Raw genomic sequence first — 26039 nt, 5'->3', positions numbered from 1 at the left:
AAGGGCAATCGAGCCCGCGCTTGTCCGTAAGCTTCGCCGCTGATCGACTTGCCCATCAGATGCGGAACATGGTTGCAGGCCGTATTGCCATGCAACACTTGCAGGAGAAAGCCATGCACCGTAGCGACTGGATTCAACTCGCGCTCGCGCCAATGATGACCGAGTTCCGTGCAAAGGCGCACGATCATCGCGGCTTCGAGTGTGCGTGCGACGTCCGACTTGATTTGGTGCAGGGCATGGGAGATATTGTCGAACATGCGTGGGCCTCCTGGTCGAGTGTGGAGTTGTGACTAACCCCATTCTCGCCGGAGGCCTGCGTTTGCGCCAGCCCGTCGCTAGCATGCGGCGACCGCCGTTTGCTAGCAGCCAGCGATGCATGTGGCATGAAACAGGTTACGTTTAACTTCGTGCCATTCTAGAATGTCCCCTTTTCCACCTCTCTCCCCTTTTCCACCTCTTTTCCACCTCTGTGATTCAGAGTCGGGCCGCCGAAGAAGACCTCCAACCTCCCGAGCGCTTTAGGTCCGTTCATTCCGGCTTTTTTGGCAGCCGATCTTTTCCCGCCGACAGCCATTCGAGATTGAATCTCGCGAGCGTCAGCGCGTGGGTCGAAAACTGATCCCGCCCGGTGGTGCTCCCGCGTTCAAAAAAGCAATAGATCGTGCCGTGGGGGCCGACGGCCAAGTCGCTATAGCCGCTGGTGCCGGGCTCGAGCACGCGCGCCACGGGCCACGTCTGTCCTTCGTCGTAGCTGAGCTTCACGGTCAGATTCTTGCGATAGTGCATGCGGCCCGGCGACTCGTTTTTCCCGGCCCCGTCCGGATTGTCGGGATTGGCGAAGAGCAAGCGATTTCGGTCCGACGTTTTTTGGTCGCTCAATCGGCATAGGCTCGCCATGCAAATCGGTTCCTTGAGTTGTTCGTCGAAGACGGGCCGGCTCCAGTGCGTCGCTCCATCGGGGCTGATCGACACGGCCCGCCGATGCTCTTTGGATTCACTGCGCATATTGAGCATCACGCGGCCATCGGCAAGCTGGGCGACCACCGTTTCGTTCGGATTGGTAAGCGGATCGGTCTCGCCGGCCACGATGTCGCCGCGCTGCCATGTCTTTCCACTATCGTCGCTAAAGATGGTGGCCACCGCCGACGGACGATGGGCATTGCCGCCGGTCCCTGTCGAGAGCCAAACCGGAACCACGAGCCGAGCGTTCTTCAACTGGATGCCGTGCGCCGGCCCTGTGGCGAACACCCGGCAGTTATAGTCCTTGCGGAACTGCTCGAACGTCTTCGTGATTTCCACCGGCTGGCTGAACGTCAGGCCGTCGTCGTCGCTGCGCAAATAGAAGCAGCGACCGTAGTCGACGCAGTAGAGAAAATGGACCGCGCCGCCGCGATCGGCGATCGCCACGGGATTATTCAGCGTGATTTCGCCATCGCGGGCCAGTTTCTTGGCCACGGCGGCCGGATTCCGCTCGAACCTGCCGGCCGGCTTGGGCAGCACGATCGGCGCCGACCAGCTCTGGCCGCCATCGGTGCTGCGGCGGAGCATGATTTCGATATCGTCCCAATCCAGCCCGCTGTGTTTTCGCCCTTCGCAATAAGCGAGCACCGTCCCCTTGGCGGTGACCACAATTCCCGGAATCCGATATAGCTTGTGCCCTTCCTTACCCGCCTCGAACAGATCGCTTTTCACCAATAGCGGCTCGGCGGCCCGGGCATGAATTGCGACAAGCAGCGTTCCCACACACGCGACAGCACGAAGCGCACCGGCAGATATTCGCCAATGGAACATCCCGATTGTCTCCTAGTTAGAATTGCGGATTCAATTGCGGTAATCGAGCGATGGGTGCCGTGCTCACGTCGTTGCGCTTACGGTTACCCATAATATTCACCCCGAGGCAACGTGAAACGTCTCGGCCTGCAAGGCCGATTCTATCAGCCCAGGCCGCAGCCGCGCAAGCGGTGGAGGCCTGGGACAACGGCCCGCACGACGCGTCGGCGCTGAAAGGGCGGTTCAATAAGACGCCGCGAATTGTGAACGGCCTTTTCAGGGCCGGACAACGCGTCGTACCACGTTCCCAGGGCGGCGCCGCTCACGCGGCTCCGCCCTGGGCTGGCGGAATGAGCCTTTCAGGCTCAAGCTTCGCAGGTAGTGAACGTCGTTGCAGCGGCAAAAAAATCGGCCGAAAATATTTGATTTCGACGCTAGCGTGGATTAGATTGCGAACGAAAGGGCTCCGGTGGGGGTCAGTTGCACAATCTCATTATTGCTGAAGGAGGTTTTATGAAACGCGGTTGGTTAGCTGCGCTTCTGGCGGCGGCGACGGTGCTGCCGATGGCGGCGCGCGGGGCAGACGATACCAAGACGCCGGACGCCCCCCCGGCCAAGACTGCGACGAGCACCACGACTCCAACGAAGCTCAAAGGCCGGCTCCCGCCGTTCTATGCCAAGCTTCCCGTCGATACGCAGCAAAAGGAAAAGATTTACGCCATCCAGGCCGAATTTGCTCCCCAGATCAAGACCTTGCACCAGCAGCTTGCGAAGCTCGAGGCCGACGAAAGCGCACAAATCAAGGCCGTGCTCACGCCCGAGCAGCAGGAAAAGCTCAAGGAATTGATGGCCGAATCAAGGCATCACGGCAAAGCGCCGGCCAGCAAGACGGCTCCCCCAGCCGCGCCAAGCTCCACCGCGCCGGCTCCGGTCGGACCAAACGCAGTGCCGGCCCCTCCGGCGAAATAAGCGCGCACGCTTGTCACCGACTTGGCCAACTGGTCGAACAATCGAAACGGGCACAAGGATGTGCCCTTTTTCTTTGCGCCCGTGGATGCCTTGCCGCGCACGGTCGCGAGCCTCGAATTGCCTCGGCTCACGCCTTGTCTTGTTTCGATTTTGCCATCACCTTCAGAATTCCGCGGCAGAAGTCGGGCAGGTCGTCGGGCTTGCGGCTGGAGACGAAATGGCGGTCGATGACGACCGGCGCGTCGTGCCATTCTCCGCCGGCATTAATCAGATCGTCTTTGATCCCCGGCGAACCGGTAACGCGAACCCCTTTGTACACACCGGCGGAAACCGGAATCCAGCCGCCGTGACAGATCGCCGCCACGAGCTTGCCATCTTCGGCGAAGTCGCGCACCAATCGCAACACGCGCGGTTCGCGGCGGAGCCGGTCGGGCATGAAGCCGCCGGGGATAACCACCCCTTCGAACTCGGACGCTTCCATCTGGCTAATCGGCGCATCGGCCGTGCAGGGATAAGTGTGCTTGCCATGGTAGACATGTCCCTCGACAAGCCCGGCAACGGTGACCCGGCCGCCCGCTTCGGTGAGCCGGAGCCGCGGATACCACAGTTCGAGGTCCTCATATAGGTCGTCGACGAACATCAGGAACCGCCGACCTTCGAGCGACATGTGGAGAACTCCCGGGCAAGAACAAGAAAAGCGGTATCGGGACCGCATTTCTTTTAGCACAGCCGCGGGAAAGATGGTAGCGGCGCCTGCCGTGGGACGACGGATCGCTTGAGGCCGAATTTTTCGGCCAATCGCAAACTTCGCCTGCGCAGCCATATCCAAATGGCGTTGCAAACCAGCTCCGTCAGCGGCCAAAGTGGTCGCTCGAATGCCATCGGCTCGTGTAGGGCCTGGAACCAGCCGCCCTCAGGACGGGCGTTTTTGCCGCTGTTTCATCAAGCGGGCTCGGAGCCAGCCCCATTTTTTCACACGCTCCCCGTGTGCCGGCGGCGCACCTCGAGGCGTTGCGCACAGAGCAGTGCCAACGGCACACGGAGTGTTCCTGCTACTTTGATTGAAAGGACGCTATGGCTCTGTGGTTACCATTTACACGAGGCAATATGCTGGTTAGGCGATTAGCCGTCAGATTTTCCGGACAAGAAACTGCTAACGCGATTGGCTGGCAAGCACGGGCTCGCGCGATGGCGACGGCTGCACAGGGGGCTGTTGCGGCCTGGTAGGGGCGCGGCCGCCAGCGGGCCAGCTCATTGTGAGCCAAGTGCCGTCTTTCGACCAATTCATTCCCGGACGACCAATCTGTTCATTTCGCCCGGTGGAATGCTCGAGTGCGGCCAACCGCACCGCCACGGGCTGCATGAAGCGTTGCAAGGCGTCGTTTGCGATCGCATAGCGCACTAGCGCCACGTGCACCTGCACTTCCACTTCCGCCTCGCCGGCCGTTGCTGCGGGGGGCGGCACGCGAGGATACTTTTCCGCCGGGGGCGCCATGATCACGATCTGCAACGCGTCTTTCGTGGTGCTTGCCTGCCAGCAGCATTTCCGCAGCAGGCAATCGGGCGGCAAGGCGGCCAACTGCGTGTTGACCGTGGTCCAAAAATCCGCCACGCGCTCGCTCGCCGAGCGATCGAATCGTTGATTGATGTGTCCCGCGGTATTCCGAGACGTAATGACTGCAGCTTCCTGCCGGCTTTCGCCGGCCCGCCGCGCGCCGATGCGCAAGGCGATCCGCCCGCGCAGGCCGCGTAGCGACGTGCTGACTCCTTTGACCGTCGAGGAGGTTTCGGCGTTCGTCACCGCCGGGCCAAGCGCGATTCCGTTCCCATCGATCCGGATTGCTTTCGCCGAGGCAAACCGGGTCACGCCGCTGGTAAACACTTGGATCGGGCCTGCGTCGGCGACGGTGTCGTAGGTCGTGCTGCCGAAGAGCCGAATCTCGGCCAGACCGGATCGATCGCTTGGCTCCAGCTCGAATTCGGTCGTCCCGGTGGTCGTCGAAGTGCCGCCCACTCGGGAGCCCAGCACGGTTTCGTTCACCGGTTCGCTATCCGAAACTTGCTCATAAACAGTTCGTTCGAGAAAGGGCCGGGAAAGGCGCACGTAGATCATGTTTTCCGGCATCGACGGACCCGACGTGCTAAGCAAGCGTTCGGCGGCCGCCATCGCGTTGGCATCGCCCAGCGAAGGCATTGCGACCGAGGCCAAGCCCGACTTGATCCCGCCAAGCCAATCGGAGGGCGGAGATTCGGTCTTCGCCGCCGAGAGATCCGGCAATATAGGCTTCTTTGCTGTAACTTCTTTTGCTGTGATGTCGCTTGCAGCTTGATCATTTGCGGCGCGACTCGCGGCTCCGTCTAGCCGCAACGAAGCGAGCGCGAACTGCTGGTCGTCGGAGCTCAGGTTTTTCAAGGGAACGGTGATCAGCGAGCCATGGACCTTTTTCAACTGCACCTGCGAGCGATCGCCTCCCACCAGGATCGCCTCGGTACGGAATCGTCCCGTCGCGTCGGTCCACACGTGAACCACGGGGGCCGCGGGCGGCACGAGCGGGGCCGCGAAGCAGACAGCCGAAAGGACCGACAAAAGCGCGGTGATCGCTACGGCGACAAGAAAACGCATACACGGCCCTTCCGTTGGTCGAATGCCAGAAAAAGCGGGCAAACAAGGAGTGCAGTTTCCATGCCGGCTAGTCTAGCAGCCGCTTGTTAGATGAAAAATGAGAGGCAAAGACAAATTTGCCGCGCGATTTCCGCTGGCGCCCTGAGAGCTTATGAAAGAATGGCGACTGGCTCCGAACCCGGTCGAAAAAACCCCGAAAAAATGGTTTCCCCGAGGTGCCCGTCCCATTCTTTCACATCCTCTGAGGCTCGGCCGAAAAATAACTTCCGCCCTTCGAACCCCTCCCCCTGCCCTCTCCCGCAAAGGGAGGGGATCTGTGAAGAACGTTATTTTCGGCCGAGCCTGAGTCTATGTTAATCGTGTCTGTCTGCGGATCGAACAGTGCTCAAGCGGCTCATGTGCACGATCGGGGTGGGCGCTGTCGCGCTGACGCTTCGGGCAAATATTCGTTCAACCGCACGCACACTGGCCCGAAGCGTTAGCGAGGATGGCCGTCCGAAACGCCAACCCATTCTGTGTATAAAATGAATTTGAGTGAGCCGGCGTTTACCCGTTCGAATTCGGCAACACAGCCTATTATTCGCGATTGATTCAATGAGCGAGAAATCGACGATCGAGTGGACCGATGCGACTTGGAATCCGGTGCGGGGATGCACGAAGATCAGTCCCGGCTGCAAGCATTGTTATGCCGAAACATTTGCCGAGCGATTTCGCGGCGTGCCGGGCCATCCCTACCAGCAGGGCTTCGATTTGCGGTTGGTTCCCGACAAGCTCGCCGAGCCGCTGCGCTGGTCGTCGCCCAAGAGCGTGTTCGTCAATTCGATGAGCGATCTGTTTCACGAGAGCGTGCCCGATGATTACATCGAGCGGGTCGTGCGCGTGATGGAGCTTGCGAACTGGCACACGTATCAGGTGCTCACGAAGCGCTCCGAGCGGTTGCGTGATCTGCTGTCGGGGAAGTTTTCGTTTGCGGCGAAGCTCGACCACATTTGGTGGGGCGTGAGCGTCGAGGATCGCGACTATGGCCTGCCGCGGATCGAGCATCTGCGGCAAGGGCCCGCCGCGGTGCGGTTTCTATCGATCGAGCCGCTGTTGGAAGACTTGGGAGAGCTCGACCTCGCCGGAATTCATTGGGTCATCGTCGGGGGCGAAAGCGGGGCCGGCGCGCGACGAATCGATGAAGCTTGGGTCGACCGAATCTTGCGCCAGTGTCGTGTGGCGGGTGTGCCCTTCTTCTTCAAGCAGTGGGGTGGCGTGCGGAAATCGACGACCGGCCGCGAGCTAAATGGCCACACGTTCGATGAAATGCCGAACCGCAGCGCCCGGCCGATCCTATCGCGGGAGGATCGCCGCGCGTTGATCGACGCCCTGCCGACTTGGAATGCCGTGGCCGGCGGCGACTTGACGGTTCGCTGAATTCGAAGGCAATGCTCCGTTTACGGCCTGACGTTTTCCGGTTCTCCGAGCCGGTAGCTTGTCTTGCGCCGCAGCGGGGAGAGGTTGCGGCCGGCCACGACGCTGGCGGACGCACCTCAAAGGATCACCGCATTGTCTGCGGTGATTCCCGGCCGGATTCGCCGCATCGCCAAACAGGAATCCACCGCATGCCTCGCGGCGAATTCAACGCAAGAATCACCGCTCCGCTCCACGTCTGCGCCATTGAAATCGCGGTCTGCCTAATAGTGGTCCAAGCTTTGGCGGTGAACCGGCTGGCGGGAATCGACTACCCGCTTTGGTCGAGCAAGATCCCGCCGCGCGATTTGCCGTCGTAGTCGCTCTTGAAGTTGACAACCCCGGCTGTGCCCGGCAAACTTCGGGTCGTCATCGAGCGAATTTGCGGCTCATTGCCGGGGGGGCAACGCCATGCGCTACGTCATGAGAAAGAAGCTGTTTTCGCTCGGCGCGGATTTCACGATCAAAGACGCCGACGGCAACGACGCATTCTTCGTCGATGGAAAAGTCCTTTCCTTGCGCGATCGGCTGATCTTCGAAGACATGCAGGGCAACGAATTGGCGGTCGTGCAAAAGAAGTTGCTCACCTGGGGCCCGGCCTACGAAATCTATCACGCCGGCCAGCTCCGCGCCGTGGTGAAGGAAGCGCTGTTCACGCTGTTCGGCCACCGCTTCAGCGTCGACGACGAGCACGGCCCCGACGATCTCGAAGCCCGTGGCAATTTCAGCGACCATCGCTACACGTTCACCCGCGCGGAGCAAGCCGTTGCGGAAGTTTCCGAAAGCTGGTTCACGATACCGAATACGTATGGCGTAGACATCGTCGATGGCCAGGACGACGTGTTGATCCTGGCCTGCGCCGTGGTCATCGAGCGCTGCCAGGAAGCGGCGAGCCACCGCTGAACGGCGGGACTCGGAGCGCCGCGACGGCTCGCCGCGGTCATTCGCCGCGGAGCCATTTCGCGAGGAGCTCGATTTCCTCGCCGGTCAGCACGTTCCCTTCGGGAGATTGTGGATTCTCGGCGAAGGCGGGCATGCGGTCGTTCAGCTTTTTGCCGTAAAACCGCTCGTGTTCCGGATTGCTGATGATGCCGATCAGCCAATCGCGCGAGCCGTAGCCCGTCAGATCTGCCGCGGAACCCAAATCCCCTTGTTCGTGAAAGCGGTGGCAATCGGTGCAGCCGAGTTTGCCGGCGATCCGTTGACGGCCGGTGGCGATTCGCGCGGCATCCTGCGCGTCGGCCGCGGCTTGCGACGGCAATGCGGCTTCGGCCGATAGCGCGACGGCCGCATCGCCCAATCGGGCGGCGCCGCGGGGTTCCTTGCAGATCGCCGTTAGCGCTTCGATCATGTCGCTGTGAGCGAATTTCGTGTTGCCGAAATAGCGCGGGCCACCATGCTGGGCCGGATCGAGCATGCCGGTCAGCCAAGCGCGGCTGGCAAAGTTGGCGAGATCTGGCGCCGAAGTTTTGGTCGCGGCGTCGCTGCTCGACGCATTCGACGAGTTTTCGCCGTAGCCGTGGCAACTGGCGCAATGGGCCTTGAACAGCATCGGGCCGCGCGTTTGCGGGTCGCGGCGCAACAGCGCCGCGGCCCCCTCCGGGGGAACGCCGTTTTGATCGGCCAATTGACAAGCCCGATTGGCCAGCCGGGCCGATTCAGCTCGGCTCGCGGCAAACTCGGGATCATTGCGATCTCGCATCACCGCCGCCAGCGTCAGGCCAATCCAACCGCCAAGGCCGACGAACACGATCAACACCCGCAGCACGGCACTGGTGCGCACCGTGCAAAGGCGATCGATCAGTGGCATCGACAAGAGCAGCCCGAGCGTCAGCAGCGGCAAGATAATCGTGGCGACGAATTCCCATTGGCCGGAAAAGTGCCGCCGCAATTCGAAGAGAAACAGCAGATACCACTCGGGTCGGGGCGTGTAGGGAAGCTCGGAATCGGCCGGTGCGTCGAGCGGAGCGCCGTATCGCCAGGCCAGCCAGGATACGACGCCGACCACGATCGCCAGCACGGTCATATTCCGCACGGTCTGATAGGGCCAATATCGCACCGCCCGGCCTTTCGTCGGATGGATCATCGGCGCGGAGAGACCATGCCGATAAATCTGGGCGATGTGGACGATCAGCAGCAACCCGACCAACAGCGGCAACAAGGCGACGTGCAGAAAATAAAGATGCGTGAAGGTCAACTGCCCGACGTCTTCGCCGCCAAACAGCGCTCGTTTGAGCATCGGACCCACGAGCGGCGTCGAACCGATGATGCTCCCCTCGACCTCGATTTGCGAGGCGCCTTTGATGCTCGCCGAAAGTGGATTGCCGGTCACCGCCAGGCCGATCACGAGCGGGGTAAGCAACAGTCCGGTAATCCAGATCAATTCGAACGGCGCGCGAAACGCCGCCCGCAGCAGCACGCGCACCATATGCACCGCAAACAGGATCAGCAGCGCCTGCGAAGCGAAATAGTGGACGCCGCGAATAAATCCGCCACCGGCCGATCGATCGATATAGTGCACGCTCGCCCAGGCGGTCGCGCTTCCCGGGCTGTAGGTGGTCATCAGCAGCAATCCGGTGACCACCTCCACGACCAACAGCCAGAGCAGGCAACTGGCCGTGCTGTATTCCCAACGCGCGCCGCCCGGAAGCCTCCGGCGGCGAATCGGCAGCAACCAGCCGCGCAGCCCTGCCCGATCATCGAGCCAATTCCATGTGCGGCGCAGGAGCGACGCTTCTTGGCGATGCCGCGCGAGCTGCGCGTGCAATTTCGCCGAGGTGCGAGCAATTTCTTCTTCGGTCGCTGGGTCGACGGGCGGGGATCGGCGCATCGGGGCTACTCTTCAACGATTTGTCGAGTCGCCCCCTGCTGGAATCGCTGATACCGAACCTCGACCCACTTCTCGCCCGAGATGGCGTCGAGCACCACGCTACAAGCGAGTTTGTCCAACCCACGGGGGGCGGGATTTTCGTGCCCCAGTGCGGTGCCCGTCACCATCCGGCCATGCCGATCGAACGCTCCGCCATGGCACGGACAAAGAAACTGCTGCTTGTCTTGCTGATACACGACATTGCAGCCCAGATGCGGGCACGTGGCGCTGAATGCCTCGACAATGTCAACATCTTCCGGCGGCACGTCGCCCGCCGTCGGAACTTTGGCTGGCGAAACCGCCGCCTTTGAGTCCGCCTCCTTCGGGCCAACTGCCGGCGATTTGCCGGGCCGCCGCAATAGCCACACATGCCCCACCACCTGTTGCGGGGCGACCGTCCAAGCGTCTTGCGCGCGAGCGCGAATCGCCACCGCCACGGGCCGGCCAACGGGCAAATCCTTGAGCCGAATCACGGATTGCACCGTCTCGGCCTTCGACCGATTGCGGCGAACCGTGGCGACGACATAATTCACGCCGGGAATGCCAATAGCCGCGGCACATGCCGCGCCCAACGCGGCGCTGGTCAACTTGAGAACGCTTCGTCGGTGCATTGCAGACACAGCGGGCGGAGGCGGGCAGGAATGGTTCGGGGCGGGTGCCGAAAGCAACCAGAATTGCGGCGGGGTGGCAGGCAGCGGCAGGGAGTGGTCGGCGGCAACAGCGTAGCCTTCCTCTATGGTAGTGGGCCTGCGGGCTCCATTCAAGTTCAGGGCTTGGACAATGCGGGTAGCGCATGCGAGGCAACGTCGGCTAGCCGAATCACGACCGGATTTCCATAATGGGCATCGCCCGCTTCGTGCGTTCGAAACGGTTCCCATCCGCTCGTTGCCAGTCTCCGGAAGGCCGAATCCGACCCGATTGACTCGCCGGCTTTCAGCCATTGGACACTCCGCAAATCATGCTGGCCGACTTGCCAACTGATCGCCGCGCGACGGGCCGCACCAATCCGTGGCTCGTGTTTCTGCTGCCGTTTGTGGTGTTCATGGTCGTTGGCAGTTTCGAGCCCGCGGCGGCAGTGGCTCACGATCAATCGCCGCCCGAGGCATCGAAGACTTTCGGCCTCGCGATCCCCTACAGCGCATATCCGCTGATCTATACCGTCAAAATCGGGCTGACACTGATCGCGATCGCTGCTATTTGGCCCGGCTACCGGCAGTTTGCGTGGCGCGTCGACAAGCTGGCGATTGGGGTGGGCGTCGTGGGCACCGCGGTTTGGATCGGACTGGCAATGTTGCAACGGGTCATGGTCCTGCGGTTCGGCCTCGAGTTCGGCCTGGGCAAACGCAGCGCGTTCGATCCGCTCGCGGAACTGTCGGCCCGGCCCGCTTGGGCGTACACGTTTCTGGCAATCCGATTGGCCGGACTGGCGGTCGTGGCGCCGGTGATCGAAGAGTTTTTCCTGCGAGGCTTTTTGATGCGGTTTGCGATGGCCGCGGATTGGTGGGCAGTGCCGTTTGGGGCCGCGAGCCGAACAGCGATCGTGATCGGCACCGCAGTTCCGGTTTTGATGCATCCGCAGGAAGCGCTGGCGGCGGCGGTTTGGTTTTCCGGGATCACGTGGTTGATGCTTCGCACGCGCAACATGTGGGATTGCGTTGCCGCCCACGCGACAACCAATCTGCTGCTGGGTGTATACGTGATTGCGAGTGGCAATTGGTGGCTGATGTGAGGAAAAGCTGGGGCCAACCGCCGCGCCGCATATCGCCGCATTCCTTACCTATTGCGTAAGTTCCTTCGAACCGGTAGCTTACCCCTTTCCCGTATGGCACCTGTCGAGCCTCCGAGGCCCCATTTGTCGCAATTTCGCCGTGCGGCATCGGCAAACCGAGTTCCGCATCTCGGCAGGGGGTGGGAGGGTTGCAGGGCAACCATTTCGCCCGTTTTTCGGCTGCCTTGCCACCGGCTTAAAGCTAGAAGGCCAACGAAGCATTTCGATATTCCGCGACAGCTTTCCAAACCCGTCACTAGTCACCACCACTAGCCACGATTCACCATGAAAAAGCTGCCTCTGCCCGTACTGATGATTTTCGCCGTCGGACTGTTAGCCGCTGCCGGTTTCAAAGCAATGACGCCTGCCGGATCGGGCGCTGCGAAAGGCGGACACGAGGTTATCCAACTATTTGCGCCGCTCGTCAGCCCCGATTTCTCGATCGGCGAAAAAATCGCCCTGATCGCGAATGTGGTGATCGCGTTGGCGGGGCTTGGCTACGCCCTGCTACTCGTCGGGCAAGTGAAGAGCGCGCCAAAAGGCACGCCGCGCATGCAAGAGATTGCCCACGCCGTGCGTGAAGGGGCCGACGCCTATCTGTTCAAGCAGTTTCGCGTCGTCGGTATTCTGATTGTCGTAATCACGGTCGTCTTATATTGGGCTTCGAACCAGTCGGACAATCCGATCGAAATCTCGTGGGGCCGCGCGATTGCGTTTCTGGTCGGCTCGACTTTCTCGGCCACGGTCGGGTTCATTGGCATGCGGTTGGCCACGATCGGCAATTTGCGGGTCGCCGCCGCGGCCCAGGACAGCTTCGGACGGGCCCTGCAACTTGGCTACCGCACCGGCACGATCACCGGCATGCTCACCGACGGCCTGGGCCTGCTCGGCGGCTCGATCATCTTCTTGATTTACGGTGAACACGCCTACGAGGCGTTGCTCGGCTTCGGCTTCGGCGGCACGCTCTTGGCCCTGTTCATGCGGGTCGGCGGCGGCATCTATACCAAGGCCGCCGACGTGGGGGCCGATCTCGTCGGCAAGGTGGAAAAAGATATTCCCGAAGACGACCCTCGTAACGCTGCCACGATTGCCGACAACGTCGGCGACAACGTCGGCGATTGTGCCGGTATGGCGGCCGATATCTTCGAAAGTTACGAAGTGACGATCGTGGCCGCGATGATCTTGGGCATCGCCAGCTTCGGCCATAAGGGGGTAATCTTCCCGTTGCTCGTGCGGGCCATCGGCGTCATCGCCAGCATCATCAGCACCTACAGCGTTCGCTGCGGCGACAAAGGCACCGCGGGCGAAGCGATGAAGAGCGTGAATCGTGGGTTCGTGATCGGCTCGATCATCAGCGTCGTCGGGTTCGTCATTCTCGGATTCGTGTATTTGCGATTCGATGAAACCTATCTGACTAAATATCCGCAGGCCGCGATCGCGTATGTCGGCCACGCGGCAAACAACGTAACCAGCAACCTGCCCGCCTGGGTCACGCTTGGGCAAACCGGCCTCGACATGCGCGCCGCTTGGGCCTGCTTGATCGGCATCATCCTGGCCGTGGCCCTTAATAAATGCACCGAGTATTACACCGGCACGGAATATAGCCCCGTCAAAAGCCTGGCAAAGAGTTGCGAAACGGGGCATGCCACGAACATCATCCAAGGCATTGCCGTCGGCTATGAAAGCAGCGTGGCGGCGGTGTTGATTATCGCCGCGGCGATCCTGGCGAGTGCGCTGGTGTTCACCGGCTCGAGCCCGACATTTATCGCCTTCGGCGTCGCCATGGCCGGCATCGGCATGCTCACGCTCACCGGCAACACGATTTCGATGGACGTGTTCGGCCCGGTGGCCGACAACGCCAACGGGATCGGCGAAATGGGCTACGACAAGGAAGCGATGGGCGAAGCCAAGTACAAGGAAGCCCGCCAGACGCTCGCCGATCTCGACGCCGTCGGCAATACCACCAAAGCGATCACTAAGGGAATCGCGATCGGCTCGGCCGTGATCGCAGCCGTGTCGCTGTTCAATAGCTTTATCGTTTCCGTCGGCTCCGGCGGTAAGGGAGAAACCGAACAGATCAGCGAAGGCGTTTATTCAATCATCGCGAACCAATTGACGCTCTCCGATCCGCGGTTGTTCATCGGCCTGTTGATCGGCGGCGCCGTGCCGTTCTTGTTCAGCTCGATGACGATTCGTGCCGTCGGCCGGGCCGCATTCTTGATCGTCAAGGAATGCCGCATCCAGTTCCGCGATAAGGCGATTTGGGCCGGCACCAAAAAGCCGGATTACGGCCGCGTGGTAGCCATCTGCACCGGCGAGGCACAGAAAGAATTGGTCGGCCCGGCGCTATTGGCGTTGTTCGTGCCGATCTTGGTCGGCTTCTGCCTGGGAGTCGTGGCCTTGGCCGGGTTCTTGGGGGGCATGATCGTTACGGGCCAATTGCTGGCCGTGTTCATGGCCAACGCCGGCGGTGCTTGGGACAACGCCAAGAAAACCGTCGAAGACGAGCCGCGCAGCCTGGAAAACAACACCGGCAAGGGCAGCGAAAAACACAAAGCGTCTGTCACCGGCGACACGGTCGGCGATCCGCTGAAAGACACCGCCGGCCCGGCCATCAACCCGCTCATCAAAGTGATGAACATGGTCAGCCTGCTCATCATCGGGCTGATTTTGCCCTACGACGGGCGGCTTTTGGACAAGCTTGGCAACCTCGGGCTTGTGCTGCCGGTCTCTTTCAAACCGCACGACACCTTGTTTTGGGGCGCCGTCGCCGTGTGTGCGATCGGCTTGATCTGGGCCGTCTGGCAATCGAAGCGCGAAAATCCGGAAATGAACCAGACAGCGTGACGGAAGGCCGCACGCTCGCGACTGCCGGTTCCGCAATATCGGCCCGTGGATTTTTCGTGACCGCGCCTTGGCTCGCTTGCAGTTTCGCGCGTCGAGCGCAAACCGTGGCGGAGTTCTTTCCGTCGCAGCCGAGCCTGCAACGCCAGCAAGGATTGATAATCCGTACTTCCTTGCTAGCGCTGTGGGCTCGGACCGGCGTTCGTTCGCGCGGTTGCTCCTCCGATGCGCCCATCGGCGCGGCGGCGGCGATGGCGTAGAATTGAGGACTGGCGATTGCCGTTTGGCTGGCGAGACCCCTGAATCGCTCGATTCGCGATTGCCGGCCGGCCACACCCCCGCCAAACTCCGTTCGCCGCCGGCGCCCGACCGGTCTTGATCCATGCCGTCCGACACTTCCACAGGCACGCTCCAATCGCGCAGCTACGTGGGATTGCTCGTGGCGCAATTCCTGGCCTGCTTCAACGATCAGGCGATCCACTACGTCGCATTCTTCTATGCCGTGGACATGTTGGTCCGCTACGTGGGCCTGCGGCATCTCGACGTGAAGCTGCTGGCGGTGATTGTCACTTCATGCTTCATCGCTCCCTTCTTGCTATTTTCGCCGCTCGCCGGCGTGCTGGCTGACAAATACAGCAAACGCACGACGATCGTCTTCTGGAAGATCGCCGAAGTGGGCATCATGGGCCTGGTGTTTGCCGGCTTTCTGCTGCCGCACGTCGCCGGAGCAAGTATTGCGACGATTTCCTGGAGCGCGGCAATGCTCATCGGCGCCGTGTTTCTGATGGGAACGCACAGCACGTTTTTCATCCCCGCCAAATACGGCGTCATGCCCGAGATTCTGCACCCCTCGGTGCTCTCCCGCGGCAACGGAATTTTGGAAGGGAGCAGCTTCACCGGCAATATCCTCGGCACGGTGTTCGGCGGGATGGTGTATATCAAATGCCATTCCACCTACGATCCGCAAAGCGGCGTTTTGGTGCTCGGACAGGAATGGATTCTGGGGCTGTCTCTGTTGGGCCTGGCCTTGCTCGGGGCCGTCGGGGCGCTGTTGATGCCGCGGCTGCCGGCGGCCGATCCGAACCGCAAGATGGAATGGAATCCCTGGATTCCGGTGCGCGACAATCTGCGCGTCTTGCGCCGCTCGCGGCCGCTGGTGCTGGCCACGATCGGCATCGCGTTTTTCACGTTCATGACGCTCTTCTTCCGCCTGATCCTCATCTTTCAAGGCGAAACGAACAAGGATTATCTCGATTATCAAACCACCTACCGCCAAACCGTGGCGGCGCAACGGGCCGACCACTCGGGCAGCGGTTCGAGCCCGTCCGCACGTTCGGGCATCACGCCCTTGCCCGATTGGGACGAAGAATTGCTCGACGAACTGACTTCCGGCCGAGTTTCGCCCGGCGATTCCTTCGCCGACGACGTGTCGCTCGACGACCTAGCCAACGGCCAGCCAAGCGTGTCGGCCGCGCAGCCGACGATGGCCAATCAGCCGATCGAAGCCCGAAACGCCGAATTCCTCGTCGCGATCATGATCGCCTTCATCGCGCTGGGGGTCGGCATCGGCTGCGGAACTGCCGGCATGATCTCGGGCGATCGCATCGAGTTGGGGCTCGTGCCGTTCGGGGCGATCCTGATCGTGCTGTTCACGGGGCTACTGGCCTACATCACCGGAACGGCGCTGTTTCCGCATGCGGCAAAGTGGATCACGCGCGGCATCTTGGTGGCCGTCGGCATGGGGGCGGGGCTTTATATCGTTCCGCTCTACACGCTGTTGCAGCATCGCGCGCCGAAGGAAAGCAAGGGAAACCTCGTCGCCCTGAGCAATTTCTTGAATGTCACCGGCGGGCTGGTCGCGGTCGGGGTGTTCTATTTCATCACGTTCGGCTTGCAGAAGATTTTTGGCATGAATCTGACGGCCGACGATGTCGCGCAATCGCCCGGCAAGCTTCACGATTTCGTCTTGCAGCTTCAGCAGGCGACGCAGATTCCGCGGATGCTTTTCCTGGCGGCGAGCTTGATTACGCTTGCCATCCTCTATCTGCTGTGCCGGCAACGGCCCGACTTTTTACTGCGAACCATCTCCTGGTTCCAGCTTCCGCGGCGGCGGCATTTGCACACCGTCGGATTGGCGAATGTGCCGGGCGAGGGGCACGTGATTCTGGCCACCAATTGCCACGAAACCGACGCATGGATCTACGTCATGTCGGCCATCGATCGGCGGGCCTGCTATTTGCGACCGGAGCCTCCGGCCGGCGCGATCCTTCCTGGAATCGCACGGTTGGAATCGCTCGCCCGGCGGTTAGGCTTGCTCGTTTCCACGCCGGAGGCTGCGTCCGAGGCGGATTGGCACCAGCTCGTGGGGGCCGGCGTCGACACGCTCGTCGCGGGGTACCTCGTTGCCATGACGCTCGATGGACCGATTTCGCAACACGCCTTTGCCGGCCCGATTTCGGCCACGCAGGCTGGCTCGGCCGACGATCTGTATGAGAGCCTTCAGGCGCGAATTCCCTCGACCGTGCTGCCGGTTTTTTGCGATCCGCTTTGGGACGACCCGTCGACACACCCCGCCGGCCGCGAGCGGGCCCTCGTGCGAATTGGCAAGCCGCTGCCGCCGGAATCGACGACCGCCGAAATCCGCGCCTCAATCGGAGAATTAGGGGCGAGGGGCGAGGGGCGACGGGCGAGCGAACAGACGGCAGAACTCCGCGCTCGCTAGTCAGCCAACCACTCGCTTGCGGTTTCGCGCGTGCTGCCGCTTCTTCCTCGCCCCTCGTCCCTCGCCCGTCGCCCCTCGCCCCTCCCCCTATCCATGCCTCACGACCACAACCGCCGTGCTTGGGACGCCTTGGTCCGCCGCCGCCAACGTTTTACGCGGCCGGTCGACGATGCCGATTTCGCCAACCCGTTTGCGGCGGTCGACGGCGCCGGATGGCTCGACGGCGGCGTCGCGGGCCTGCGCGTGCTTTGCCTCGCGGCCGGCGGCGGCAAGCAGGCCGCGCTCTATGCCGCGCTCGGCGCGACGGTGACGGTGGTCGATCTCAGCCCGGAAATGCTGGCCCTCGATCGGCAGGTCGCCGCCGAAAGAAACTTGGCAATCCGCACCGTTGAAGCGTCGATGGATGATTTGAGCATGTTCGCGCCGGCCAGCTTCGATCTTGTCGTGCATCCGGTGAGCACATGCTATGTGCCGGATGTGCTGGCCGTATACCGCGAGGTGGCTCGCGTTACGATCGGCGGCAGATTGTATATCAGCCAACACAAGCAGCCGGCCAGCTTGCAGGCCGACATCCGCCCATCGCCCACCGGTTATGAATTGATCGAGCCATATTACCGCACCGGCCCGCTGCCGCCGGTGGAAGGAAGCCCGCACCGCGAGCCGGGCACGCTCGAATTCCTGCACCGCTGGGAAGAACTATTGGGCGGCCTATGCCGCGCGGGCTTCGTGATCGAAGACCTCTTGGAGCCGCTGCACGCCGAAGCGAAAGCGGCACAAGCAACATTCGGTCATCGCAGCCAATACGTCGCCCCGTACGTGCGCATCAAAGCCCGTCGTGTCGGACAGACCGCCGCGTCGCCGTCCGGCAATCTCTGGACGCCCGAGGGAAATGACGAATGACGAAGCACGAATGTCGAAAGAATGACGAATGACGAAGCACGAATGACTAATCGCGTGGTGTAGTTGCGTCGTGTGCCACTGCGTCGTGTGCCACTGCTTCGTGTGCCACCGGCAAGCGCAGTCTGCCAGTGCTGCGTTGGCGCTCGAGCCGGTAGCCGATTCGGCGGTAGAGCAGCAGCGCGATGGTTATCAAGGCGGTGTGTTCCAGCCCCATGAATGCGATGTACATAACGTCTCCGACGTTTGCGAATCGGCCAAGTTCCAGAATCGCGAATCCACCCACAACGGCAATCGTCGAAACGCCGAGCAGAAAAAGTCGCAGAAGGACCGTCTCACTTCGGCCCGGCAACAGAGCAGCCAGGCTTGCTCCGACGGCGACCAAAGAAAACGCACCGCCAAAAACAGTAAAGCTAGCCCAATCCCGCCACTCGACGTTCGCAAACCGCGCGACGCCGGCCACGAGCGCGCAGGCCCCTATCCAGCCAAACAATTGGCGTAGCGAAAACTGGTTGAGGCGAGATTCAACGTCGCCATCCACCGGCTTCCGGGTACCTGCTGTATTGGTCAAACGGAGGCCGAAGATATACATCGCACCAAACGGCATCGCGGTAGCGACGACGAATAGTGACAGGTCGGCAAATACGCTTGCCTCCCAGTGTCCCTGGCTCAAGAAGAGAAACGCCAACGAAAGCACGATGCCGACCACCAGTAGCCGAACGTAGATTCGCCCACCGCCTAATCCGAGCCAAACAGTCAGCAGCCCCAAGCCGGCGCTCAACCATGCGACAAACGTCGTTTCGAGAAGGGGAGGCATCCGAAACCGACCTGCGCTTAATGCGAACATCGCCACGCCGACCACCACGACAACAATCGCAATGGCAAACCCAAGCAGCATCCCGCTCGACATCTCCTCGGGGCGGCGTGGGGACTGGCCCGGCTGTTGCGCGGTCGGCAGCAATTGTGTCGGAAGATCGAACGGCGATTGGTTCATAGGCGTCATTCTAACCGCTCCACAAATCGAACAGCCAGACGCTTCGGGCTTGTGTCGCCAACACTAGCCCGAAGCGTCAGCGAGGAAGGCCGCTGACAGACGTTCCCATATCGATTTTGTCGACCATGGCATCGGCCATGGCATCGACCATGGCATCGGCCATGGCATCGGCAAGCGGCGGCGGGGATGGACGGGCCAGCGGCGTTCATCCTCGCTAACGCTTCGGGCTTGTGTTGCCATGCTAGCCCGCCATTGCAAACGCCCCCGCTCTCGGCCAAGATACGGCCATGCACAGCCCACTCCAGGAAATTGTCGCCCTGCTGGGCTATCCCGTCGCGGGAAACCCGACGCAATACATGGTCGAACGGGCGTTTTCCCGGCTCGGGCTGGATTGGCGCTATCTGACGCTCGAAGTCGCGCCTGAGAACCTCGCCGAAGCCGTACGCGGCATGCGGTCGATGGGCTTTCGCGGCGGCAATTTCACCATGCCGCACAAGGTGGCCGTGCTGCCGCTTCTGGACCAACTCACCGAAGCGGCCCGGCTTATGGGAGCGGTGAATTGCTGGTGGCGGCAAGACCATCGCCTGGTCGGCGACAACACCGACGGCAAAGGTTTTTTGCAGAGCCTCCGCTCACGGATCGATCCCGCCGGCCGGCGGTTTGCCCTCTTGGGGGCCGGCGGAGCAGCCCGGGCCATCGCCGTCGAATTAGCGATTGCCGGAGCCGCTCAGATTCTGGTCGTCAATCGCGATCCCGGCCGCGGCGAGCAACTGGCCTCGCTCGTTTCCGAGCAGGTGCGCGTGCCCGCGCGGTATGTTGCCTGGCACGGAGATTTTTCGCTTCCCAGCGAAATCGAAGTGCTCATCAATGCCACCTCGATCGGCATGGGCGATGCGCAAGCCCGAGTGCCGGTCGCACTCGATTCGCTACGGCCGGGGCTGATCGTGGCCGACGTCGTGGTGAGTCCGCCCAACACGCGGCTATTGCGCGAAGCGGCCCAGCAAGGCTGCCAGACGCTCGACGGCCTGGGGATGCTGATCAATCAGGCCGCGATCGGATTTCGAATCTGGACCGGCCTCGATTGCGACACGACCGCAATGCGCGAAGCGGCGGAAGAATTCTTGGGAATCTAACGCTGCTGTCGTCGCATTTCGCCAACACAAGCCCGAAGCGTCAGCGAGGAAGGCCGCTGACAGATGCCGCCATTTCTTGCGGGGCCCGTGTGCCACTGGCAAGCGCAGTCTGCCAGTGCGAGCGTTGTTTGGGTTTGCATCGCCGAACGCTCGCCGCCGTCGTTCATCGCCGTCGTTCATCATGCAGCGGTTCAACACTGGCAAAAGGCGGTTGCGGTTGGCATACGCTTGAGCGGCGGCGGGGGTGGACGGTCCAGCGGCGTTCATCCTCGCTAACGCTTCGGGCTTGTGTCGCCAACACTAGCCCGAAGCGTCAGCGAGGAAGGCCGCTGACAGACATTGCTATTTCCCGCTGGCTCTTGGCGGGATGCCTGCCGCTTTGGCGTGCTGGTCGGCAATTCGTTTTGCGAGTTGGGCATGGGCTGCGGCAGCGCGGCGGTCGAGATTGGGCTTGAGCTGCGGATCGAGTTTTAGTGCGGTGTCGAAATCCTGTTGAGCTTCGACATCTTGCATCTGCAGAATGCGCACCAGGCCGCGATTCATATACGCCTGCGCGGCTCGGGGGGCCAATTTGATCGCTTGCGAAAAATCTTCGTTAGCCGGTTGCCATTCATGCCGGGACGCATGCGCTTGGCCGCGATCCATGAAGGCGTTGACCATTTTCGGATTGAGTTCGACGGCGCGGGAAAAATCGGCGATGGCTGCTTCCGACTTGTGTGCCTTTACGAGCGTCTCGCCCCGATTTGCATACGCCTCGGCCATCGTTGAATTCAGTCGTACGACGCGATCGAAATCCGCAAGCGCGGCGGTGTAGTCGCCCTTGTCGCGGTAGGCCATGGCCCGGTTGAAGAAGATGCCGAATTGGTTCGGCATATGTTTGATGGCAAGCGTGTAGTCGGCAATCGCCCCGTCGTAGTCGTGCAATTCGTACTTGGCCAAACCGCGGTTGGAATAGGTCGAGTAGAGTTGCGTGGCGCGGGCGTCGGCCGATCCGTCGTCGATCTTGATCGCTTTGTCGTAGTCGGCGATCGCCATCCTTTCGAGATCGGCATTGCGATAGGCGGCACCCAGATCGTGATAGAGATTGCCGCGGTGGTTGTAGGCCGAGGCCAGTTTCGGATCGAGTTCGATGGCTTTGTCGTAGTCGGCCCGCACCGGCTGCACCTCGCCGGTGTTTTTGAAGCGGGAGTAGCCGCGACCGTCGTAGGCCACGGCCAATTTAGGATCGAGCTTGAGGGCCTGATCGAAGTCGGCGATGGCCCCTTTGAAATCGGGCTCCGGCTCGTTCAACCGAACCAAGCCGCGGTCGGCATAGGCGGCGGCAAACTTATCGTCGGCTTTCAACGCGCTATCGAAATCGTCGATAGCACGCTGGAATTTTTGCTGCTCATCGTAAAGCTGTCCGCGCTGGCAGAAGCCGACGGCATTTTTCGGATCCAAATCGATGGCCTTGTTGAAGTCGGACATCGCTGCCGGCGAATCGCCGCCGGCGCGCTCGAGCGACCCCCGGCCGACAAAGGCCGACACACAGTTGGCATCCGTAGCGATCGCCTTGTCGAAATTCGCCTTTGCCTCGGTGGACAGCCCGAGCGCTTGCTGGATCGTGCCGAGATCGACGTAAGCTTCGGCCAGATGGGGATCCAACTCGACGGCATGGCTTAAGTTGGCAAGCGCGGGATCGGTTTGCCCACCGGCGAAAAACAACCGGCCGATCTGGAAATAGGCGTCGGCCCGCTTGGGACTAATCTCGACGACTTTGTTGAAATCCTTCAATGCGCCATTCGGATCGCCGGTCTGCAATCGGGCCAGCCCGCGCGAGTAATATGCATCGGCATAGCTTAGATTGATTTCGATCGCCTTGTCGAATTGCGGAATCGCCTTATCGGGATGATGCTGGTTCAAAAGTTCCTTGCCGGCGGCGTAGAACGTCGTCGCATCGGGCGGCTTCGGCGCTTCGCCCGTCGGAGCATGAGAGCAGCCGGCCAGAATCGATGCAATCGCGAAGAAGATCGCCAGCCCGCCGCGTAAACGCATAGTGTTCCCCACCACGAACAACCGTAAACGCCCCCACCTCCCGTCGACGCGGCCCCCGGATCCATCATATCATCGCCCGCGGACGGGTAGAACAGGCGGCCCGTGGATCGAGAGATGGTCGCATGATCGCAATCACCGGCGGATCTATTGGGGCGAAGGGAGCGTCGATTTTCCCGGAAATGGCAACTCCCATTCTCGAAACTGTGCGCGTCGACCAGCGACATCAAGGAATCTCCGCAAAATGCGATCGCTCAAGTGATTCGGCAACGCCAACCGAGCCCGCTGACCACCTTTATTGGTACGCAGGTGATGGCCACGCGCGTCAATTTGCGTTTTGGCGCGCGGGTAGCACTTCGTCCTTCGCTACTACAAAACCCATTTCTTCGATCATGCGATAATCGGCCTCGGGAAGTTGGCCCTTGGTGGTGAGATAGTCGCCGACGAAGATCGAATTGGCGGCGTACAGGCCGAGCGGCTGCAGGCTGCCGAGATGCATTTCGCGGCCGCCGGCGATTCGCAATTCGCTGCGCGGGTTGACCAGCCGCATCATCGCCAAGGCCTTGAGGCAATAGCGCGGCGTGAGACGGTGCGAGCCGGCCAGCGGTGTGCCGTCGATGGGGTTTAAGAAATTCAGCGGAATCGATTCGACGCCCAATTCGCGCAGCTCGAAAGCCATCGCCACGACGTCGTCGTCGGTTTCGCCCATCCCCAGGATTCCGCCGCTGCACAACTCGAGCCCCGCTTGCCGAACGGCGCGCAACGTGTCGATCCGGTCTTGATACGTATGGGTCGAGCAAATTTCGGGATAGAACCGCCGGCTGGTATTCAGGTTGTGGTTCACTTTGTCGACGCCGCAATCTTTCAGCCGCTGGGCCTGCTCCGGCGTCAACAGGCCAAGGCATGCACACACATTGAGGCCAAACTCGGCCTTGATCTTCGGCACGATCTGCGCCACCGCGTCGATTTCGCGCTCCGTCGGCCCACGCGCGGAAATCACGAGGCAATAGGTCGCCGCTTTGCGCTCGGCCGCCGCCCGGGCCCCCGCCATGAGCCGAGCCTCGGTGAGCAAGTTGTAGCGCGGTATCTCGGCCTCGGACACCTTTGATTGCGAGCAATAGCCGCAATCCTCGGGGCACAGCCCGCTCTTGGCGTTCATCAAGAAATACAACTGCACGCGGTTGCCGAAATAGCGCCGCCGCACTCGATACGCCGCCGCTAACAGCGCCAGCAACTGTTCCTCGGGCGAACGCAGCATTTCCAGCGCTTCATTCGGCTCGACGGCTCCGCCAGCCAACACACGCTCGGCAACGGCCATCCAATCGGGCTCGCGTTGCAGTGTTTCGGGCGAGTGCGTTGGCTCAGACGAAACGAAGAGGGGCGAATCGGTCGCGTGCGTCTGAATCATGTTAAAACCATCTCGAGAAAACCGGCCCGCGAGTCTTTTCGCCTAGGCCCCACTGCTGTTCGTCGGTCGACAGCAATGCCATAAGTATCCTGCCACGGGCCGTTCGGCAAGCCGAAATCGACCGTCCCGACAGTAGCCGGGGATCCGCGGAAAGGCGGCGGTCGCTGGTTGGGAGCACGGCAACACCGGTGGCACATGTGCCGCGGCGAACGTAAGATGTCAGTTTTGCATTCGGCGGAATGGCTTTCGTGGAGCTGCTCGATGGCGGAATTCCTTGGCGGGCCGGCAAATCCTTATTCGTCTCCGGGCCCCCTTTCTGCCGATGATCTCGGCAAGCCCTGGTATCGGCTTCTGACGCGCTACCATTGGTTTGTGCTGCTTGTGGCCTCGCTGGGATGGATGTTCGATTGCCTCGATCAGCAATTGTTTATCCTGGCCCGCATGCCGGCGATGCGCGAACTCCTGGCCGGCACCGGCCGCGATCCGACGCAATGGAGCACGATCGCCACGAGCGTGTTTCTCATCGGTTGGGCCAGCGGCGGATTGGCGTTCGGCGTGCTCGGCGATCGGATCGGCCGGGCCCGAACCATGCTGCTGACGATCCTGCTCTATTCGATCTGCACGGGGCTGAGCGCGTTTTCCGTTACGTTTTGGGATTTCGCACTGTTTCGCTTTCTCACCGGGCTGGGCGTCGGGGGCGAGTTTGCCGTCGGCGTGGCGCTCGTGGCCGAGGTCATGCCCGAGCGGGCCCGGCCGTTCGCGCTCGGTTTGTTGCAAGCCCTCTCGGCCGTGGGGAATGTCTCCGCGGCCGTGATCGGGATCACGCTCTTTAGCGTCCAATGGTCCGGCTGGGATGTGTTTGGCACGCGATTGACGGCTTGGCGATTGATGTTTTTGGTGGGGATGATTCCGGCCTTGCTGGCCCTGCTGATTCGTCGGCGGTTGAAAGAACCCGAGCGCTGGACGAAAGTCGCCGGCGGCACGGCCGACCATAAATCGCTCGGCTCGTATCGCGAACTCTTCGGCGATCCGCGCTGGCGGCGGCGAGCGTTGGGCGGGATGGTGCTGGCCGCCTCGGGGGTCATTGGGCTGTGGGCGATCGGCTTTTACAGCTTCGATTTGAATCGCGAGATTTTTCAGAACTACTACAAGAACCAGGCCCGCACCGCGGGCGACGATCAGGCCGACCGGCGATTGGTTGCCGCACTCGTGGCCGACCCCTCGAAAATCGATCTCATCTCCGATTCAAAGTCGATCGATGCCTTCAAAGACAAGATTCAGCCGGCCGATCTGATCGGCGCGGAAGCGGATCCGAAGGGAGCGAGCCTGCTCTATTCAGCCGCGCGCGAACTCCACCGGGGCAATAAGCCGGTGTCGATCGCGGCGGTTTTGGAGCACCTCGACAAGGCGGACCTCGAACATGGCCGCACGGCTCAAACGGCGAAAGAGCACAAGCGTCGCGAAGAGTATTTAAGCGGAAAGCTCGGCCAAGGCACTTCGACCGCCGGCGCGAACCAGCCGAGCGACAAAGAGATTCACGAGCAGATCGATCGAATCGTCGAACGCTCGAAACAATTGTCATGGCGGCTGATGTTATGGGCCGGCATTTCGTCGATCATGTTCAACTGCGGGGCGTGCTTGGGCGTTTATTTGTTCAGCTACGTTGCGCAATGGCTCGGGCGCAGGCCGACGTTCGCCCTGTGCTTCCTGGCCGCGATGTTCAGCACGGCCTCGGCCTTCGCCTTCACAAGTTCAGCAACAATAACAATCGGCTCAGTGACGTTGTTTCGCGACGTGTTCTGGCTGGTGCCGATCATGGGCTTTTGCCAGTTGTCGCTGTTCGGCGGATACGCGGTTTATTTCCCCGAATTGTTTCCCACTCGGCTGCGGAGCACGGGCACGTCGTTTTGCTACAACGTGGGCCGGTTCGTGGCGTGCAGCGGGCCGCTTGTGCTCGGCCAACTCACCAGCGTGGCCTTCAAAGACGCCGCCGAACCGCTCCGCGGCGCCGGCTTGAGCATGTGCTCGATCTTCCTGGTAGGCTTGGCGGTGCTGCCATTTCTGCCGGAAACGAAAGGACAGCCGCTGCCGGAATAAGGGCGAGGGACGAGGGACGAGGCACGAGGGATGAGGCACGGTGTCGCGTCTGCTGCATTTGATTTCCGGCCCGCGACGTCGCGGCGCCGCGAAGTCACGTGCGAGCGGCATCCGACGTCGAGAAACGAGCAGCAAACAACCCACCCATTTTGCCAATATCGACCCATCCCGTTTTCACGCCCCATTTAAGAGCCCCCGCGAGAAATTACCGCGCGCGTCTCGCGCGATGCAACGCGGAAGAGGGTCAGAACTTCTGACCCCCTTTTTCCCTCCAAGATACCGAACCAGGCGCACGTTCTCATCTTGCCCATAATATGCGCCTGTCCCAATACTGTTCGGCACGACATTTGCGCCACCCAATTTCGCGAATCCATTAGTCTGGCACGAGATTTGCGCTCCCCGGCGATGACACGGATTGTTTCGGTCATTTTGGCAGGAGTTGGCCATGGCGGGCAAGGCACG

General features: G+C 61.5%; 19 protein-coding genes. 10 read left to right on the top strand and 9 right to left on the bottom strand.

The window, feature by feature from the left end:
* Together VHX65_07935 and VHX65_07930 are read right to left on the bottom strand one after the other, a co-directional pair.
* A partial coding sequence (locus tag VHX65_07935) for a hypothetical protein (GenBank protein ID HEX3998463.1) occupies positions 1-257 on the bottom strand: 257 nt, incomplete at its 3' end.
* A gap of 271 nt (positions 258-528) precedes the next feature.
* The gene (locus VHX65_07930; GenBank protein ID HEX3998462.1) at positions 529-1791 is read right to left on the bottom strand and encodes a sialidase family protein; all 1263 of its coding nucleotides are present in this window, start codon (positions 1789-1791) and stop codon (positions 529-531) included.
* A gap of 492 nt (positions 1792-2283) precedes the next feature.
* Between VHX65_07930 and VHX65_07925 the strand changes: the two genes are divergently transcribed.
* Positions 2284-2739: a hypothetical protein gene (locus VHX65_07925; GenBank protein ID HEX3998461.1), complete on the top strand. Its 456-nt coding sequence runs from the start codon at positions 2284-2286 to the stop codon at positions 2737-2739.
* 127 nt (positions 2740-2866) lie between these two features.
* Here VHX65_07925 and VHX65_07920 read toward each other — a convergent pair whose 3' ends face one another.
* Positions 2867-3406 carry a type 1 glutamine amidotransferase domain-containing protein gene (locus tag VHX65_07920; protein ID HEX3998460.1) on the bottom strand — a complete coding sequence of 180 codons (540 nt, stop codon included), beginning with the start codon at positions 3404-3406 and terminating at the stop codon, positions 2867-2869.
* A 486-nt stretch (positions 3407-3892) separates the two neighbouring features.
* Positions 3893-5362, bottom strand: coding sequence for an SHD1 domain-containing protein (locus VHX65_07915; GenBank protein HEX3998459.1), 1470 nt, complete (start codon positions 5360-5362; stop codon positions 3893-3895).
* A 594-nt stretch (positions 5363-5956) separates the two neighbouring features.
* On the opposite strand from VHX65_07915, the gene VHX65_07910 reads away from it, so the two are divergent.
* From VHX65_07910 to VHX65_07900, 3 genes are all read left to right on the top strand, one after another.
* Positions 5957-6778, top strand: a complete 822-nt coding sequence (locus tag VHX65_07910) for a phage Gp37/Gp68 family protein (protein ID HEX3998458.1) — start codon at positions 5957-5959, stop codon at positions 6776-6778.
* 188 nt (positions 6779-6966) lie between these two features.
* Positions 6967-7134, top strand: coding sequence for a hypothetical protein (locus tag VHX65_07905; protein ID HEX3998457.1), 168 nt, complete (start codon positions 6967-6969; stop codon positions 7132-7134).
* 103 nt (positions 7135-7237) lie between these two features.
* Entirely contained in the window at positions 7238-7717 is a 480-nt protein-coding gene (locus VHX65_07900; GenBank protein HEX3998456.1) for an LURP-one-related family protein, read from the top strand.
* A 37-nt stretch (positions 7718-7754) separates the two neighbouring features.
* Here the strand turns inward: VHX65_07900 and VHX65_07895 are convergent, their stop codons facing one another.
* Both VHX65_07895 and VHX65_07890 read right to left on the bottom strand, forming a co-directional pair.
* Positions 7755-9644 carry a cytochrome b N-terminal domain-containing protein gene (locus VHX65_07895; GenBank protein ID HEX3998455.1) on the bottom strand — a complete coding sequence of 630 codons (1890 nt, stop codon included), beginning with the start codon at positions 9642-9644 and terminating at the stop codon, positions 7755-7757.
* A 5-nt stretch (positions 9645-9649) separates the two neighbouring features.
* Positions 9650-10294 carry a Rieske 2Fe-2S domain-containing protein gene (locus tag VHX65_07890; protein ID HEX3998454.1) on the bottom strand — a complete coding sequence of 215 codons (645 nt, stop codon included), beginning with the start codon at positions 10292-10294 and terminating at the stop codon, positions 9650-9652.
* A gap of 329 nt (positions 10295-10623) precedes the next feature.
* Here VHX65_07890 and VHX65_07885 point away from each other — a divergent pair, with 329 nt between their 5' ends.
* From VHX65_07885 to VHX65_07870, 4 genes are all read left to right on the top strand, one after another.
* Positions 10624-11412 carry a CAAX prenyl protease-related protein gene (locus VHX65_07885; protein ID HEX3998453.1) on the top strand — a complete coding sequence of 263 codons (789 nt, stop codon included), beginning with the start codon at positions 10624-10626 and terminating at the stop codon, positions 11410-11412.
* Between the two features lie 324 nt (positions 11413-11736).
* Complete coding sequence (locus VHX65_07880) at positions 11737-14298, top strand: sodium-translocating pyrophosphatase (protein ID HEX3998452.1); 2562 nt, start codon at positions 11737-11739, stop codon at positions 14296-14298.
* A 379-nt stretch (positions 14299-14677) separates the two neighbouring features.
* Positions 14678-17017 (top strand): MFS transporter, encoded by a 2340-nt coding sequence (locus VHX65_07875; GenBank protein HEX3998451.1) that lies wholly within the window; start codon positions 14678-14680, stop codon positions 17015-17017.
* Between the two features lie 93 nt (positions 17018-17110).
* Complete coding sequence (locus VHX65_07870; GenBank protein HEX3998450.1) at positions 17111-17917, top strand: class I SAM-dependent methyltransferase; 807 nt, start codon at positions 17111-17113, stop codon at positions 17915-17917.
* 46 nt (positions 17918-17963) lie between these two features.
* On the opposite strand, the gene VHX65_07865 is transcribed toward VHX65_07870, so the two are convergent.
* The gene (locus tag VHX65_07865; GenBank protein ID HEX3998449.1) at positions 17964-18623 is read right to left on the bottom strand and encodes a hypothetical protein; all 660 of its coding nucleotides are present in this window, start codon (positions 18621-18623) and stop codon (positions 17964-17966) included.
* Positions 18624-19195: 572 nt separating this feature from the next.
* On the opposite strand from VHX65_07865, the gene VHX65_07860 reads away from it, so the two are divergent.
* Positions 19196-20041, top strand: a complete 846-nt coding sequence (locus VHX65_07860) for a shikimate dehydrogenase (protein ID HEX3998448.1) — start codon at positions 19196-19198, stop codon at positions 20039-20041.
* A gap of 342 nt (positions 20042-20383) precedes the next feature.
* Here the strand turns inward: VHX65_07860 and VHX65_07855 are convergent, their stop codons facing one another.
* Entirely contained in the window at positions 20384-22075 is a 1692-nt protein-coding gene (locus VHX65_07855) for a tetratricopeptide repeat protein (GenBank protein ID HEX3998447.1), read from the bottom strand.
* Positions 22076-22397: 322 nt separating this feature from the next.
* Positions 22398-23390 (bottom strand): biotin synthase BioB, encoded by a 993-nt coding sequence (gene bioB / locus VHX65_07850; protein HEX3998446.1) that lies wholly within the window; start codon positions 23388-23390, stop codon positions 22398-22400.
* 351 nt (positions 23391-23741) lie between these two features.
* On the opposite strand from bioB, the gene VHX65_07845 reads away from it, so the two are divergent.
* Entirely contained in the window at positions 23742-25577 is a 1836-nt protein-coding gene (locus VHX65_07845) for an MFS transporter (GenBank protein HEX3998445.1), read from the top strand.
* The last annotated feature ends 462 nt before the right edge of the window (positions 25578-26039 follow it).

The organism is Pirellulales bacterium, assembly GCA_036267355.1.
Classification (GTDB): domain Bacteria; phylum Planctomycetota; class Planctomycetia; order Pirellulales; family DATAWG01; genus DATAWG01.
The sequence above is the reverse complement of the archived record's forward strand: the minus strand, read 5'-3'. Positions and strand labels throughout refer to the sequence as shown.

Excerpts from the sequence above, each read along its gene's own strand:
- VHX65_07915 (HEX3998459.1), bottom strand. The coding sequence starts at position 5,362 with ATGCGTTTTCTTGTCGCCGTAGCGATCACCGCGCTTTTGTCGGTCCTT.
- bioB (HEX3998446.1), bottom strand. The coding sequence starts at position 23,390 with ATGGCCGTTGCCGAGCGTGTGTTGGCTGGCGGAGCCGTCGAGCCGAAT.
- VHX65_07870 (HEX3998450.1), top strand. The coding sequence starts at position 17,111 with ATGCCTCACGACCACAACCGCCGTGCTTGGGACGCCTTGGTCCGCCGC.
- VHX65_07880 (HEX3998452.1), top strand. The coding sequence starts at position 11,737 with ATGAAAAAGCTGCCTCTGCCCGTACTGATGATTTTCGCCGTCGGACTG.
- VHX65_07895 (HEX3998455.1), bottom strand. The coding sequence starts at position 9,644 with ATGCGCCGATCCCCGCCCGTCGACCCAGCGACCGAAGAAGAAATTGCT.
- VHX65_07925 (HEX3998461.1), top strand. The coding sequence starts at position 2,284 with ATGAAACGCGGTTGGTTAGCTGCGCTTCTGGCGGCGGCGACGGTGCTG.
- VHX65_07930 (HEX3998462.1), bottom strand. The coding sequence starts at position 1,791 with ATGTTCCATTGGCGAATATCTGCCGGTGCGCTTCGTGCTGTCGCGTGT.
- VHX65_07905 (HEX3998457.1), top strand. The coding sequence starts at position 6,967 with ATGCCTCGCGGCGAATTCAACGCAAGAATCACCGCTCCGCTCCACGTC.
- VHX65_07920 (HEX3998460.1), bottom strand. The coding sequence starts at position 3,406 with ATGTCGCTCGAAGGTCGGCGGTTCCTGATGTTCGTCGACGACCTATAT.
- VHX65_07855 (HEX3998447.1), bottom strand. The coding sequence starts at position 22,075 with ATGCGTTTACGCGGCGGGCTGGCGATCTTCTTCGCGATTGCATCGATT.
- VHX65_07860 (HEX3998448.1), top strand. The coding sequence starts at position 19,196 with ATGCACAGCCCACTCCAGGAAATTGTCGCCCTGCTGGGCTATCCCGTC.
- VHX65_07910 (HEX3998458.1), top strand. The coding sequence starts at position 5,957 with ATGAGCGAGAAATCGACGATCGAGTGGACCGATGCGACTTGGAATCCG.
- VHX65_07890 (HEX3998454.1), bottom strand. The coding sequence starts at position 10,294 with ATGCACCGACGAAGCGTTCTCAAGTTGACCAGCGCCGCGTTGGGCGCG.
- VHX65_07900 (HEX3998456.1), top strand. The coding sequence starts at position 7,238 with ATGAGAAAGAAGCTGTTTTCGCTCGGCGCGGATTTCACGATCAAAGAC.
- VHX65_07875 (HEX3998451.1), top strand. The coding sequence starts at position 14,678 with ATGCCGTCCGACACTTCCACAGGCACGCTCCAATCGCGCAGCTACGTG.
- VHX65_07845 (HEX3998445.1), top strand. The coding sequence starts at position 23,742 with ATGGCGGAATTCCTTGGCGGGCCGGCAAATCCTTATTCGTCTCCGGGC.